A 14247-nucleotide genomic window follows, 5' to 3' on the forward strand; every position below is an offset into this window, starting at 1 on the left:
GATGACTCCGCTCGACTTGCATGTATTAGGCACGCCGCCAGCGTTCGTCCTGAGCCAGGATCAAACTCTCCGTAAAAGGCCCTCAGGATGAGGTCGTTCGACGTTGTCGCATGGACGCGACCGCTTGCAGTCGAACTTCCGCTGATCCCAGAGGGATATTACAGAGCTTTTGAACTAAGCTCGAAAGTTCATTCATTGACGTGTAAGATGCACTAACCGTCATCGGCTAGTCATGTCTTACTGACAGGACATACATGTTCGTTCTGCAGTTTTCAAAGAACAAGCGTGTTGATCTTGTCTCTCGAGATCACTCGACTGTTGCCGGCGTCTCATGAGAGCTTATTTAATTTATCATGTTCTTTAACGAATTGCAAGAGGTTTTTCTGGGCTGTATAACCCGTTATAATCAATGTCTCATAATCAACGTTCCCATTGATCCACCGCGCCGAAGGAAACTCCAACAACGCAGCCGTTATTCCCTCTTGTTTAAGTGCCGCCTCGCGGCGACAGAATATAATTTAACACAGCTTAATATTCAAATGCAAGTCCAGAAAGCTGGAAATCATCGAACGCAATAGTGCATATGAGAAACGCCGGCTCCATCCCGTTACAGTACTGCCAGGACTGATTAAAGCAGTCCATGAAGCAAAGGATTCTGGAATTGTCCGCAGGACTGTCTTTATTAATAAACGTAAGATGCGCAGCTTTCCTCAAGAGTATTCCTTTGCTCCATGCTGCTTGGCTGCACAATTTCCGCCGTCACCTATGTTGCGCCTTGATTGCACCATGCAGCCCCACAGGTTTTATACGATTTTTAGGTCAAAACCTTTCTCCAAATGCACCATTTCAAGCTTTTTGTACGATTTTTCGGATAAAATACTGCACCTAACACTGCATCGGAACCTTTTTATACGATATTTATGACAAAAACCTCAACCGACGCGTTTCCTCCATCATTTTATACGACTTTTGGGACAAAATCTTCACCCGGCTCTCCCGGACCTTCCCAATCCTCCGGATCTGACCAAGCTCTGGATCTTCCCAATACTCCGAATCCTCCGCATAATCCCGCCCGCGAACCCCCTATCCCGAACCTTCCTAAACCTCCTAACCAGCACCACCCCAGCCTTCCCCAGCCTTCCAATGACTACACCGCTTCCCGCATGACCTCACCGCGTTCTACACGCCCCATCGTCCCTCCACCTCTCGGCCCAGGATAACGAATCAAACGCATCGCATTCAAAATCACGATCAGCACGCTTGCTTCATGGATGAACATCCCCGAAGCAAGATGAATATCGCCGCTCAAGACACCGACTAACAGCACTGCAACCACAGCAACAGCAAACCACGTATTCTGCTTCATATTACGCATCGTGGCGCGTGCCAGTGAATGCGCGTGGGCGAATTGGCTCAGCTTATCGGCCATCAGTACAACATCTGCCGTCTCCATCGACACATCCGTACCGCCTTCTCCCATCGCCAGGCCGATATCCGCTGCAGCGATCGCCGGTGCATCATTGATTCCATCTCCCGCCATCGCCACCACATATCCTTCCGCTTTGAGCTTCTCCACATAAGCCGCTTTGTCCTGCGGCAGCAGCTCCGCATGAACCTCATCCAGTCCCAGTTCATCGCCAACCAGCTTGGCCGTATGACGGTTATCGCCGGTTAACATGATGAACTTCTTAACCCCATTCCTGCGCAAGGCAGCAAGGGCTTCCTTCGCATCTTCGCGAATCTGATCGGCGATGGAGATGACACCGGCCACACGCCCGTCAACAGCGACATATACCGCCGTATGACCGGCACGCTCACGCTGTTCCGCATGGATCACAGCTTCCATCACAGCTTCCATCCCCGCCTCATCGCTCAGCAGAATCCCCCGCTCCTGCATCAGCTTACGATTGCCGATCGTAACCGTATGGCCGCGGACAGATGCTTGAATCCCTCCGCCCTTGATCACTTCACCCTGCGGCTTATCTTCTGCCAGCTGCAAGTTCCTCTCATGAGCGGCTTGCACGATCGCTCTCCCGAGATGATGTTCGGATATCCGTTCTGCCTCTGCTGCGATCAGCAGCAACTCTTCGTCACTCAGATCGCCGAAGCTTCGCACCTCCGTTACTTCCGGCGCCCCCTTCGTCAACGTCCCCGTCTTATCCAGGACGACAGCATCGATCTTCGCCAGACGATCCATCACTTCCCCGCCCTTGATGAGCACTCCGTTTCTCGCGCCGTTTCCGATTCCAGCCACCGTGGATACCGGCGCACCGATGACCAGTGCACCCGGACATGCGACCACGAGGAAAGTAATCGCCATATGGAGATCTCTGGTCAGAACATATACCAGGACCGCGAAGACGACAACGGCCGGCGTATAATAACGGGCGAAGCGGTCAAGATACTTCTCAGCAGGCGATTTGGCTTCCTGAGCTTCCTCAACCAATTCGATGATCTTAGCAAATGTCGTATCCTCGCCCACCTTCTCTGCGATGACCTCGATATAGCCGCTGTCTACGATCGTACCGCTGAATACATGATCATCCGGCTCCTTCGTCACGGGGAGGGATTCCCCGGTGATCGCCGCCTCATTCAAGACGGCATGCCCCGCTGCGATCCTGCCGTCCGCAGGCACCTTGCCGCCGGAGCGGATGATCAGCCGATCACCGACGGCGACCTCATCGGCGGGAATCGTGATCTCCTCTCCATCCCGCCTTACCACTGCCTCCTGCGGTGCCTCATCAATCAGCGCCTGCAGAGAAGAACGCGTCTTCTCCAAAGTCCGCGATTCCAGGTAAGCTCCGAACAAGAAGAGGAAAGTCACCACGGCGGACTCGATGTATTCCTGGATGTACAATGCGCCGATGACAGCGATGGTGACGAGCAGTTCGATGCTGAACACCTTCATTCGCAGGGCTTGGTAAGCTCTCACAGCGATCGGCACGCCTGCGAGGATCGCAGCCGCGATGAGGAGAAAATCACGCAGCACCGCAAGCCCTAGCGTACCTGCCGCGATTCCTCCGCCGATGAGGATGCCGGATCCGACAGTCATGACATTTCGATAACGATGGATGATCTGAAGCATGTGAACCCTCCTCTTCTTGTTCCATTTGTGCTGTTCGCATAGTCGATTCCCCTTGTGCTATTCACACGGTCAATTCCGCTTATTGCCGCTTAAGTCCCGCAACTAACCACAGAGCCTGCATCTTTCCTGCGCTATAGATTCGCACGTTTCGCAGCTGCACTTCATCTCGGATGCTTTACTCAGGATTCCTTAACGGATAACACCGCATAGCCTAGATTGCGGATCACAGACTGCAGATCCTCAACCGTCGTCTTCGCCTCATCATATTCCGCTTTTACCTTGCTCGAGTTAAACAGCACCCTTGCTGACTGCACCCCATCCACTTTGCTCAGCGCTGTTTCGATCTTCTTAATGCATGTTGGGCAAGTCAGGGTTTCCAGTTGCAAAACGGCTTTTTTCGCCATATGGATCACTCCTTGCATCTTATTGTGTCTTCAGTGTAGTGCAGTTCCAGATCAGGCACCTTGACGGCGGTCAAGTTTTTGAAAACCGCTCACACGCCGCACGATGATCTCCATTCGTTCTCCATGCTTTTTCTTGCCAGTCCTCCTTCGATTCCCCTTCAACAGAAAAAGCCGCACCCGCAGCGAACATCCACGATGTTCAACTGCAGGCCGGCCGATCTTCATCTGCGACCTTAGCGCATCTCCCTTAACGCTTCTGCCGCATCATTTCTGCGTGGTTCAGCCTGTTCAGCTTCAATATCTTCTACTTCATCTTCTTCCGTCTCTTGCTTCTGCCCTTGCCGCTGCCCAATCGATACACATGAGCGGCCTCCTTCATCGCCGCCGTCACGTTCCGTGTATCGAACACCAGCTTCGATTCAGCAATGATGCGCTCCACGGGGATGCTGCTGTGATCGGTCAGGATGACGACGCAATCAGCGGCTTGCAGCACCTCATCGGTGAGCTCCACACTATGCATAACTTGCTCGCCAAGCCGTATCTCTTGGATGTATGGGTCACAATACGCTACCTCTGCCCCCCTGTTCTGCAGGATGGGGATCAGATCAAGTGCCGGGGACTCGCGGACATCGTTAACATCCTTCTTATAGGCCACGCCATAGAGAAGGATGCGAGGTTTACCCGTTTCCCTTTCCTCCACAAGACTGTTCCCCGACGTTCGATTTTCCCCCAAAAGCTCAAATACCTTGTCGGCAACCTGCTGCGGCATTGAGCGGTTCAGCGCTTCGGATAACGCGATGAATTGGCTCTTGATGCCGTAAGCCTGTGCCTTCCACTGCAGATACAATGGATCGACCGGAATGCAGTGGCCGCCGATCCCCGGGCCTGGATAGTACGGCGTGAATCCGAAGGGTTTCGTCGCTGCCGCATCGATCACTTCCCATACGTCAATCCCCATCTGTTCACAGATCAAAGCCAATTCATTGACGAAGGTAATATTCACGAGGCGGTGGCTGTTCTCCACGATCTTCGCCATCTCGGCGACCTCCGGGGACGAGACCCGCACGACCCGCTTGAACACCCGGCGATACCAAGCCTCGGCGACATCTCCGCACTTCTCAGTCAGCCCGCTGACCAGCTTCGGGATCTGATCGACGGTATAGGTCTTGTTCCCGGGATCGATTCGCTCGGGGGAATAACCGATATAGAAATCCTTCCCCGCTCTCATGCCGCTCATCTTCTCCAAGATCGGCCGCAGCACCTCGTTTGTCGTTCCCGGATAAGTCGAACTCTCCAGGATCACGATCTGTCCCTGCCGCAGCTGCTCACCCACGGAACGGGCGGCATTCTGCAGGAAACTGAGATCGGGTGTATGATAAGCGGTCAGCGGCGTCGGCACGCATAGGATGATCATTTCCGCTTCGCCAGCGGCGGCGTAATCCGTCCCGGGATGGAAGCGGCCGCTGCCCATAGCCCGGCTGATATCTTCATCGTTCACATCAGGAAGATAACTTATGTTCTCTTGAAGCTTCTGAATTTTCCGTTCATCCACATCGATCCCGTATACTTCAAATCCTTTATCAATCAATAGAAGCGCGAGCGGCAGTCCCACATATCCTAAACCGATTACGGCTGACCTTGGCGGCGTATGGATCTCATGGGAGGACGACCCTTGTTCAGCCATCAGGTATTAACCTCCTCCTAATAATCTCAGTCCAGATACACTAGTGTATTAGAGAGAAGGTCGGCCTGACCCGCCGCATGTCCATGGTTGCGAAGAATGGGGATTGGAACCAAGTAAAATATCTCGCTGAGAGCGCCGCACTTCACACGCAGAGCTCCTCACACAACACCTCGTTAATCCACTACCGCTGTACTCTGGCCGCTGTCAATCGTTCTTTGCCTGAGGCTAATCGATATACCTCCATCACCTGCTTGACCACCACATCGCTGCTGTGCACCTTCTCCACATATGCCCGTCCGGCTTTGCCGCTGGATCTCCTAAGTTCCGCATCATTAAGCAGGTTCTTGAGTACATCGTAGAGCGTATCCGGATTGGCATTGTGGATCGGCGGCATGTTCCCCTCCGCTGCCAGGTCCTCGCGGATATACGCGATGACAGGCTTGCCGTAAGCCATCGCTTCTACGCTGAACAAACCGTAAGAGCCGCAGAGGATCTGATCGATGATGATATCCGCTTTTTTGTACAACCTGACCGCTTCTTGATGGGACATTTTTTCGATCCGTACATAATGAAACTTCCGTTCACTGCGCAGCTGATCGATGACGCGTTCGATCACCTCGGTTCCCTTGAACTCCTTGTTCGTAGGCGCATGGATGATCGTCGGCTCGGCAACATCCAGCCGCGGATAGACGGGTGTGAACTTGCGGAGATCCACAGCGATCGGAATCACATGCACGCGCTCATAGTATGGAGCAACATAGGGGTACACCTCATAATCCTGCACGATGGCATCGCGGATATATCCTTTAAGGATGCTGAGATCCTGGTGCACTTTGTCCGCATCGGGGCAATCCCCCGTGTACATATAGCGGTTGTTTGCCGAAGCCTGTTCATGGGTGCGCACATCGCTGCCCCAGTGATGCATCACCATCGGCTTGCCCATCTCGTGAAGCATGGCGATATCCTGGAACTGTGGAAGAATCGAGAGCCCGTAATGATAGTGGAACAGATCGAAGTAATTAACGGCTTCTTCAACCATCCGGCCCATTTCGAAGCTGTCCGTATTCATCAGATAATCCTTGTAACCAAGATAAGTGGAAAAAAAATTATACCCGCTCGCAAACAGACCGCGTTTCCTCAAAGCCCCGCACAGCACTCCGATCTGACCGGCGATCTCGATGGGGGCATGCAAGATTTTCATCCATCCTTCAACTCCTCTCTTGCTTCTTATGAATTGGCCGGGCAGGATTGCCCACCACGGTTTGTTCATTCGCCACATCTTTCGTTACGACGGCCCCGGCTCCCACCACCGCTTCTTCGCCGATGATTACACCCGGCAGCAGAGCGGCGTTGTTCCCAATCCGAGCTCGGCGCTTGATGATCGGGCCTTGGTGTTTGTAGTTGCCGCAGCCCATATACTTGTCATTTGATGTCGAACAGCACGGACCGATGAACACCTCATCCTCGATGACCATATCGCTGGTTATATAGGAAGCAGTTTGGATCGTCACCCGGTTGCCGATCACCGTCTTCGGTTCGACGGTTACCGCTCGGCCGATGATACTGCTCTTGCCGATCGCCACGCGCTCGCGGATGCTGGCCAGGTCACCGATGAGCACATCCTGTTCGATCATCACACCGCGATAGATGACAACATGGGCGCCGATCTTCACGCCGTCGCCGATGATCAGCGGCCTTAGCTCCTGAGCCGGCTTCATCGCCATCTTGTTGTTCCCAGCAGGCATCTTTCCTAATACAACGAGATCGCCGATTTGCACGCCCTTGCCGATGATCGTATCGCGCTTGATCACCGCATAGTGACCGATGCTCACATCATCGCCGATCACCACTCCCGGCTCGATCACCACCCCTTTACCCATAGTCACATTGCTGCCGATGACAGGTTCATCGTTTGCGTTCATCCCTTGCCGCCCCTTTCCCTGGTTCAAGAACCTCTTGATAGATGGTAAGCAACTGCTTAATCACCGACTCGGCGGAATGATAATTCTCAACATAAGCTCTGCCCTTCCGTCCCAGCTGATGGCGGCGTTCAGGATCCAGAACCAGCGCCTTCACCTCATCATAGATCGTGTCGGGATTGGCCGAGACGATCGGCAGGTCCGGCGGATATTTGTCCATGAGGTCGGGACGAATATAGCAAACCACCGGTTTCCCGAGGGCCATGCCTTCAATGCTAAGGTTGCCATAGGCTCCGCAGAGCACTTGATCGATGATAATATCGGCCTGCTCGTACATGTTCCAAGCATCGGCATGGGGCATATGCTCCACAAGCTGATATCGCACGGGCAGTTCCGCCTGCAATTTCTCCATCGCTTGGTTGATATATTCCGTACCTTTAAAATCCCGCTGCGTAGGTGCATGAACGATCAAGATCTTCCGGTCAGCTGCTTCCTTTTTTACATATACAGGCTGTCTGCGGTGCACATCGAATAACCTGGGCAGGATGTAGACCTTCTTGCCTTCCGCTGCATAGTAATCTTCCACGTACGAAAGCAATTCATGGTCCTGCACGATCGCTGCGGTAACACGGCTGGCAAAATACCTCAGATTGCGGTCGATCTCCTCATCCGGCAGCGAGCTCTCTGCATTGACATAAGGATTCTCATATCCATTCCAAGCTCGGGACCGTTTCCTGGAACGCACATCATTGCCCCGATGATGCATGATGATCGGTTTGCCGTGTTCGAGGATGACCTCAATATCTCTGAAATCCTCGAAGAAGGTATAGCCGTTGTGAAAATGAAACAGATCATAATGCTTGATTAAATCCTCTACGATTTTAGCCAGTTCATAGGAATCGGTATCGATCACATTGGTGTATTTGAGATAGTTTGGAAAATAGTTGTACCCAACCGCTTCTATATTGTACTTCTTGAGAAACTGACAGATCATCCCGACCTGTCCCGCGATCTCCAGGGGCGCATGCACCACCTTGAGCCCATCTAACATACGGCGTAATCCTCCTTCTCAAGCTGCGCATACACCTTCAGGATCTTGGGTACCACCTGCTCCACCGCATGATACCGCTTGACGAAATTCCGGCCTGCGATGCCGATCTGACGACGTTTCTCCGGATTCTGCAAGAGATCCAGCAGCACATCGCGAATCGTATCCGGCGAAGCCGTAACGATCGGCAGTTCATAAGGAATCTGTGCTCGGACATCATCGCGAACGTAGGCAACCACCACTTTGCCCATGGCCATCGCCTCGACGCTCAACATCCCGTAGGTTCCGCATAGGATCTGGTCGATGATGATGTCGGCCTTTAGATACTGTTTCATCGCTTCGTCATGGCTCATCTTCTCGATCGTTCGATAGTGGAACGGAACTTTCCCGTTTAGATCGGCGATTGCTTTCTCAACATATTCTGAACCTTTGAATTCCCGATTGGTCGGTGCATGGATGATGGTTGGTTGATTGCTTTTGTCACTGGGGTAAGCATAGGGGATGTTGTAGACGTTCACAGCAAGCGGGATCACATGGACGTGCTCGTAATAGTCGCTTACATGGGGATAGAGTTCGTAATCTTGTACGATGGCATGGCGGATATAACGGGACAGAAGTTTCAGCCGGTCGGTGATCTTCTCGTCAGTGAGGTAGCTGGTTGGGAACGGATACTTATTCAGCAGCTTGGAGCGTTCGGCGGTGCGCACATCATTGCCCCAATGATGCATGACCATCTTCTTGCCCGCATCATGTAAGAGAGGAATATCGGCATTGCCTATCAGGAAGGTGTTTCCATTATGAAAATGAAAGATATCCGTATGCCGAAGGATTGGATCGATGATCTTCTTCAATTCATAGGCTTCAGTATTGATCACATGACTGCTTTGGTAGTTCAGATACGAATGAAACCAGTTATAACCAAGGGCTTCATGACCTAATTTGCGCAAGCCATAGATCAATGTCCCCATCTGTCCCGCGATCTCTGTAGGTGCATGGACGATACGCATGCGGCAGATGCCTCCTTCTCATCAGGTATAACCTTCTCAATGGTCTGTATTATGTTGTATGCATCCCGCCGCAAGCTTGACTGTATACGAATGATAAATGGTCAAATACCCTTGGCGCACTCTGCTCATTTGCCTCATAAGATATACAACGAGACTGGGATGGAATCTACAAAGGAGTGAATCTGGCATGTTTAAAACATCCACCGACGGCTACCTAGCACCGGACGCCTTCGATGTGCAGAACCATATCGCCGTTATTCCATGCGGAGGATTATCCGAAAACAGCATCCTAAAGTGGACTCGCGACCAATTGCAATATTATGTTTCATATATTGTAGAAGGTAAGCCCATCGACCGCATGTTCGGCGGCGTCATCTTCAACGGCATTCAGATGCGTGACAAATCCTTCATACATCCGCTGTTCGTCGGTTTCGGAAAACCTTCCCGCAAGCGAGACTGGCAGCTGTGGATTGAGACCCTGTTCGCCAAGAATGCCAATCTCTACGCATTGTACGATGCGGCTGGCAATTACAAACTAGATGTATGGGTGACGATTCCTTATCCGCATACATCACAAAGAGATTTTGGCGAAGTCCGCGATGAGGATCTGGATTTTCGCAAGGAAGCCGATCGTACCCGTGCGATCCGATGGTGGCTGGACCGTTTCCTGCAACGCTGGAAAAGCGAGACCAAGCTCCATGATAAGCTGACCTTCCGCGGTTTCGTCTGGCAGCGGGAAGCTATCGATGAAGCCGATGCGGAACTGGTTAAGAAAGTGAACGGGATGATCCATCGGCGCAGCTGCCTCAGCATGTGGCTGCCCAACTACGGATCGAGCGGCGTTATCAACTGGCGGGACTTCGGCTTCGACATGGCGATCTTAAACAGCAACTATTACGGCAATACGGCCTATGATCATACTTGGATCAACAACACCTGCACCTTCGCCAAATACTACAACAACGGCATTCAGATTAACTATGGCAAGGGATTGATCTATAACGACACGCATCTGCTGGATTATCTAAACCTCGGACTCCCTGAACATAATAACTACATGACAAACTCGATGCTCGTCTATCAATTCCCGAACCAGTCACTGGATGTGGTCTATCGCGATAAGTTCGTCGATTACGTCCGTTTGTACACCTTCATCAAAGGCCTGTACCAACGCGTGGACTACCCCGGCATCGGTTATTAATTTGAAACCATTGAATCTGTGAGTAAAACCTGTCCGTGTAAATATTGCTTGCAAGTAAGCACCCGTCAGCGCCAAGGTCAAGCAGTCCTTGGCATTCTGTTTTTTCGCCGATACAGAGGCTTAGAAGATGCAGTCTTAGAAGTGAGTCCTGATGAGCATATCTTTGAAAGCAGAGTCCTTCGAATCCCTGGATGCTGGATCCCTAGATGATGAATCCATCGATGCTGAATCGATCGTTTTTGCCGACCCACGGGCTGATCTCATATTTCGCACTATGAGACAACAGATTTTGTTGATTCACTAGAGAGGATCAACTTCTGCTCGTTGAGACGACACTTTCTGTTGACTCACGACTGGATATCAGCATCTGCACCTTGAGACGACACTTTCTGTTGACTCACGACTGGATATCAGCATCTGCACCTTGAGACGACACTTTCTGTTGACTCACACTGATCAGTCATTATGTATCCAGAGTCAGCTCTCCTTACTGCTTCGATCAGACAACATACCAAAACTGAACTTCATAAAAATAAGGCCTTTCTTCCCAAGAAGAGAGGCCTTATTTATCTGCACTATTCGTCCAGTCCAGCTGTTAATGAATCAACATAGATTCTACGTTAATTATTAGTCATCCAAGCGTATAATCGTTAACCCTGCTCCTAATCCATCTTGAAGGGTAACTAACTCAGCCAATCCGAATAATTCGAGAGTAAGCGTGTCATTAGCTGCCAGTGTTACGATTGCTTCACCATTCAGGGAGGAAGCGGATAATGCCGGAGCACGCGTTAACTCATCGACGGGCGCACCATTTATCGTAACCCTTGCCCCCAAGAGCAGCGCTGCTGTCAGGTTGACATTGAAGTGGATATAGTAGCGCCCTGCAAGAGTAACAGTAAATACTGTATTTGTTCCGTTAACCGTGATGTTGTTCAAGTTCTGCGCATCGGGCAGCGGGACCGGTGTTCCACCTAAGATAACCGTAATTGAAGGCCCTGAGGTATTAGCTGCAAATCCGGATGTTTCGGTAAAACTGATCCCTGTCGGACCCGTCGGACCTGTCGCACCGGTCGGACCTGTCGCGCCAGTCGGACCTGTAGCACCTGTCGCACCTGTCGCACCTGTTGCACCTGTCGCACCTGTTGCACCTGTCGCACCTGTCGGACCCGTCGCGCCTGTCGCGCCAGTCGGACCTGTCGGACCTGTCGGTCCGATCACGCCCGTTCCTAGTGCTGCTAACAGCGACACATCATCAACCAGCACGTCCGAGCTTACCGGTCGTGGAAGCTTATTGATCAATACGAAGACATAAGCGGCGTTAGCAGGCGCAGGACCCGCCGTTGAGTAGAACTCCGTCCAGCCGTCCGTATCGACATTCGGAAGTCTGCCGTCATCGATCACATCGATGAGCTGATATTCTATAAAATTAAATGCAGCATCATAATATTCCACGCTTAGACTGACAGCAGGGCTCTCTCCGGGTCCGCGGCTGGAGAGGGACACGAGCAGTTCGAAATTCTCTCCAGGACTAACCGGTGCGATCTGGTAGATAAACGAGTTGATCGGACCGCCGGGCATCAGTACACTGAAGAAACCCAAATGGCTGTAATCGCGGGTAATCGTTGCATTGAACGGCACGAAAGGACTGAAGTCACCCGTTTCGAAACTGCCGTTAACGATGCGATTATCGATCGTCAACCGTCTCACCCCTTCTTGCGTTAAAGTGTTCCATGCTGAGCATGAAACCTTATACACCATATGAGGCTTCGACAGTACTTGTCCCGGCACTTGGCAATGTCATTTCGCTCATTTTTTCTTCTAACCCGTCATCCGCCCCGCACCGAACCGCAGCAGCATTGGACATAAGAGCAAAAAAATCAGACCCTGCATCATCGTACGAAAAATGGCAGGATCTGATCAATCAGTTCCCTCGTCCTTCCAGCCTTTATTGCTCCACATCCAATTCGCGGTAGATTCGCTCCAATTGGTCCACGACCACTTCCTTCGCATGATACGCTTCCGCATAAGCCCTGCCCCGGTGTCCAATCTCCTCGCGCAGCGCTTCGTTATCCAGCAGCTCGGCTAATTTGTCTTTCAGATTATCAGGATTCGCATTCATCACCGGCAGCTCCGGCGGGAAAGTCGGCACCAGATCATCCCGGATGAAGGTGATGACCGGCTTGCCCAGCGCCATCGCCTCCACGCAGAGCAGCCCGTAGGAGCCGCATAAGATCTGATCGATGATCAGGTCTGCCTCCGCATACCGCTTAATGGCCTCCTCATGTTTCGTCTTCTCGATGCGCCGGTATTCGAAGTCATATTGTTGCTGCAGGGCATATATCGCTTCCTCGATCACCTTCGTACCCTTAAAATCCGGATTCGTCGGCGCATGCAGGATCAGCATACGGTCGTGCCGTTTAGGCCTCGCTAATCCCTTGAACTTCGACAGATCGATGGCGATCGGCAGGATATGCACCTTCTTATAGTAAGGCTTCACATAGGCCGCCACCTCGCGATCCTGGACGATCGCTTCATGCACATATTGCGAGATCTTGCTAAGCCGTTCATGGATCACTTCATTGGGCGGAGAATCGCCGGTATAGACATAAGGATTGTGCACTCGCGCTTGATCATGGAAGCGGACGTCGTTGCCCCAGTGATGCATGATGATCTTCTTGCCCTTCTCACGGATCAAGGGGAGATCCGCATAGTCCTTCAGCAAACTGCTCGCATAATGAAAATGAAACACATCAAATTCCTCGATCAACTGCTCATGCTGAGCCGCGATTTCTTCCTCACTGGTATTCACTAGATGCTCCTCGTAACCAAGATACGAATGAAAGCTGTTGTACGCCTTCGCATCGTATCCGCGCCGCTTCAGTTCCCCGCACAGGATGCCCATCTGGCCGGCGATCTCGACCTGACCGTGGAAGATCCTCACGCCGAATCACCTCCTCCACGCAGCCAATCATAGGTTCGCCTCAGCCCCGTTCGCAGATCAACAGCGGCCTTCCATCCCAGGGTCTGCTGCAGGTAGGAAGCATCCAGACAGCGGCGGTAGACGACATCCACCGGTCTTTTGGCTTCATACACAATCGGATAATCACTGCGGCCGGACAGCTCGCCGATCATCGCCGCCAGTTGATTAACAGAAGTTTCGGTCCCTGTGCCTACATTGAACACCTTGCCGACAGCATCCGGATGCACCGCCGCCAGCAGGATGGCATACAAAGCATCTTCTATAAAGGTAAAATCCCGCGTCTGATTCCCATCCCCATAGATCGGCAGCGGCTCCCCATGGTCCATCGCTTCGAAGAATTTAGCCACTACGCCGCAATATGGATTAGAAGCAACCTGTCCCGGACCATATACATTTGACAGCCGCAGGATGCTCACCGGCAATTCATACATCTCGTTATACACTTGGCAGTAATGTTCCATGGACAGTTTGCTCGCCGAATAGGGCAGCGCTGTATGATAGTATGACTCAGGTGTCGGCAGGATCGGAGCGTCCCCATAGATCGAAGCTGTCGAAGTATAGATGAACCTTTGCAGATGGCTGCAACATTGCTGGGCTTTCTGTAAGAGCAGGTAACCGCCGTAGAGGTTGACATGGTAATCATCATCCATATCCCGTGTTGACATCACGATATTACGGCAAGCGAGATGAAAGATCGTATCGACCTTCGGCAGCACCTTCTCAAGCAGCGGACCGTCCACATAAGATCCTTCAATAACATGCAGATGATCCGACTTAGGCAGCGCTGCTCTGCTTCCCGTTGACAGATCATCGATCACCGTAATGTGATCCGCGATGGGCAGCAGACGGCGGACGAGCTGCGAACCGACGAATCCCGCGCCGCCTGTAACCAGCACCCGTCCGAATCTATGCTCCATAA

The 14247-nt window shown here is 52.0% G+C and carries 11 protein-coding genes and 1 rRNA gene; 1 reads left to right on the forward strand and 11 read right to left on the reverse strand.

Features of this window, described 5'->3' with window-relative positions:
• From PRECH8_RS06030 to PRECH8_RS06065, 8 genes are all read right to left on the reverse strand, one after another.
• Positions 1–76, reverse strand: a 16S ribosomal RNA gene (locus PRECH8_RS06030); the annotation flags it as partial.
• A 1071-nt stretch (positions 77–1147) separates the two neighbouring features.
• The gene (locus tag PRECH8_RS06035; RefSeq protein ID WP_200966201.1) at positions 1148–3085 is read right to left on the reverse strand and encodes a heavy metal translocating P-type ATPase; all 1938 of its coding nucleotides are present in this window, start codon (positions 3083–3085) and stop codon (positions 1148–1150) included.
• Between the two features lie 179 nt (positions 3086–3264).
• Positions 3265–3489: a heavy-metal-associated domain-containing protein gene (locus tag PRECH8_RS06040; RefSeq protein ID WP_200966202.1), complete on the reverse strand. Its 225-nt coding sequence runs from the start codon at positions 3487–3489 to the stop codon at positions 3265–3267.
• Positions 3490–3793: 304 nt separating this feature from the next.
• Positions 3794–5173, reverse strand: coding sequence for a nucleotide sugar dehydrogenase (locus tag PRECH8_RS06045; protein ID WP_200966203.1), 1380 nt, complete (start codon positions 5171–5173; stop codon positions 3794–3796).
• A gap of 181 nt (positions 5174–5354) precedes the next feature.
• Positions 5355–6374, reverse strand: a complete 1020-nt coding sequence (locus PRECH8_RS06050; RefSeq protein WP_200966204.1) for a glycosyltransferase family protein — start codon at positions 6372–6374, stop codon at positions 5355–5357.
• 7 nt (positions 6375–6381) lie between these two features.
• The gene (locus tag PRECH8_RS06055; RefSeq protein WP_200966205.1) at positions 6382–7095 is read right to left on the reverse strand and encodes an acyltransferase; all 714 of its coding nucleotides are present in this window, start codon (positions 7093–7095) and stop codon (positions 6382–6384) included.
• On the reverse strand, positions 7079–8143 hold the full coding sequence (locus PRECH8_RS06060) for a glycosyltransferase family protein (RefSeq protein ID WP_200966206.1): 1065 nt from the start codon (positions 8141–8143) through the stop codon (positions 7079–7081). Before PRECH8_RS06060 ends, PRECH8_RS06055 begins: the two co-directional genes overlap by 17 nt.
• A complete protein-coding gene (locus PRECH8_RS06065; protein WP_200966207.1) occupies positions 8137–9147 on the reverse strand; it encodes a glycosyltransferase family protein in 1011 nt (336 codons plus the stop codon). The genes PRECH8_RS06060 and PRECH8_RS06065 overlap by 7 nt, the downstream gene beginning before the upstream one ends.
• A 187-nt stretch (positions 9148–9334) precedes the next feature.
• Here PRECH8_RS06065 and PRECH8_RS06070 point away from each other — a divergent pair, with 187 nt between their 5' ends.
• Positions 9335–10348, forward strand: coding sequence for a DUF4855 domain-containing protein (locus PRECH8_RS06070; protein ID WP_200966208.1), 1014 nt, complete (start codon positions 9335–9337; stop codon positions 10346–10348).
• A 627-nt stretch (positions 10349–10975) separates the two neighbouring features.
• Here PRECH8_RS06070 and PRECH8_RS14470 read toward each other — a convergent pair.
• From PRECH8_RS14470 to PRECH8_RS06085, 3 genes are all read right to left on the reverse strand, one after another.
• Entirely contained in the window at positions 10976–12055 is a 1080-nt protein-coding gene (locus tag PRECH8_RS14470; protein WP_242457460.1) for an NTTRR-F1 domain, read from the reverse strand.
• A 238-nt stretch (positions 12056–12293) separates the two neighbouring features.
• Entirely contained in the window at positions 12294–13289 is a 996-nt protein-coding gene (locus PRECH8_RS06080) for a glycosyltransferase family 4 protein (protein ID WP_200966209.1), read from the reverse strand.
• Positions 13286–14245 carry an NAD-dependent epimerase/dehydratase family protein gene (locus tag PRECH8_RS06085; protein WP_200966210.1) on the reverse strand — a complete coding sequence of 320 codons (960 nt, stop codon included), beginning with the start codon at positions 14243–14245 and terminating at the stop codon, positions 13286–13288. Before PRECH8_RS06085 ends, PRECH8_RS06080 begins: the two co-directional genes overlap by 4 nt.
• Positions 14246–14247: the final 2 nt, after the last annotated feature.

Source organism: Insulibacter thermoxylanivorax (genome assembly GCF_015472005.1).
GTDB lineage: Bacteria > Bacillota > Bacilli > Paenibacillales > DA-C8 > Insulibacter > Insulibacter thermoxylanivorax.

Bases quoted from the DNA above. Each gene is read 5' to 3' on its own strand.
- PRECH8_RS06035 (WP_200966201.1), bottom strand. From the start codon at position 3,085: ATGCTTCAGATCATCCATCGTTATCGAAATGTCATGACTGTCGGATCC.
- PRECH8_RS06070 (WP_200966208.1), top strand. From the start codon at position 9,335: ATGTTTAAAACATCCACCGACGGCTACCTAGCACCGGACGCCTTCGAT.
- PRECH8_RS06055 (WP_200966205.1), bottom strand. From the start codon at position 7,095: ATGAACGCAAACGATGAACCTGTCATCGGCAGCAATGTGACTATGGGT.
- PRECH8_RS06060 (WP_200966206.1), bottom strand. From the start codon at position 8,143: ATGTTAGATGGGCTCAAGGTGGTGCATGCGCCCCTGGAGATCGCGGGA.
- PRECH8_RS06085 (WP_200966210.1), bottom strand. From the start codon at position 14,245: ATGGAGCATAGATTCGGACGGGTGCTGGTTACAGGCGGCGCGGGATTC.
- PRECH8_RS06040 (WP_200966202.1), bottom strand. From the start codon at position 3,489: ATGGCGAAAAAAGCCGTTTTGCAACTGGAAACCCTGACTTGCCCAACA.
- PRECH8_RS06045 (WP_200966203.1), bottom strand. From the start codon at position 5,173: ATGGCTGAACAAGGGTCGTCCTCCCATGAGATCCATACGCCGCCAAGG.
- PRECH8_RS06065 (WP_200966207.1), bottom strand. From the start codon at position 9,147: ATGCGTATCGTCCATGCACCTACAGAGATCGCGGGACAGATGGGGACA.
- PRECH8_RS06050 (WP_200966204.1), bottom strand. From the start codon at position 6,374: ATGAAAATCTTGCATGCCCCCATCGAGATCGCCGGTCAGATCGGAGTG.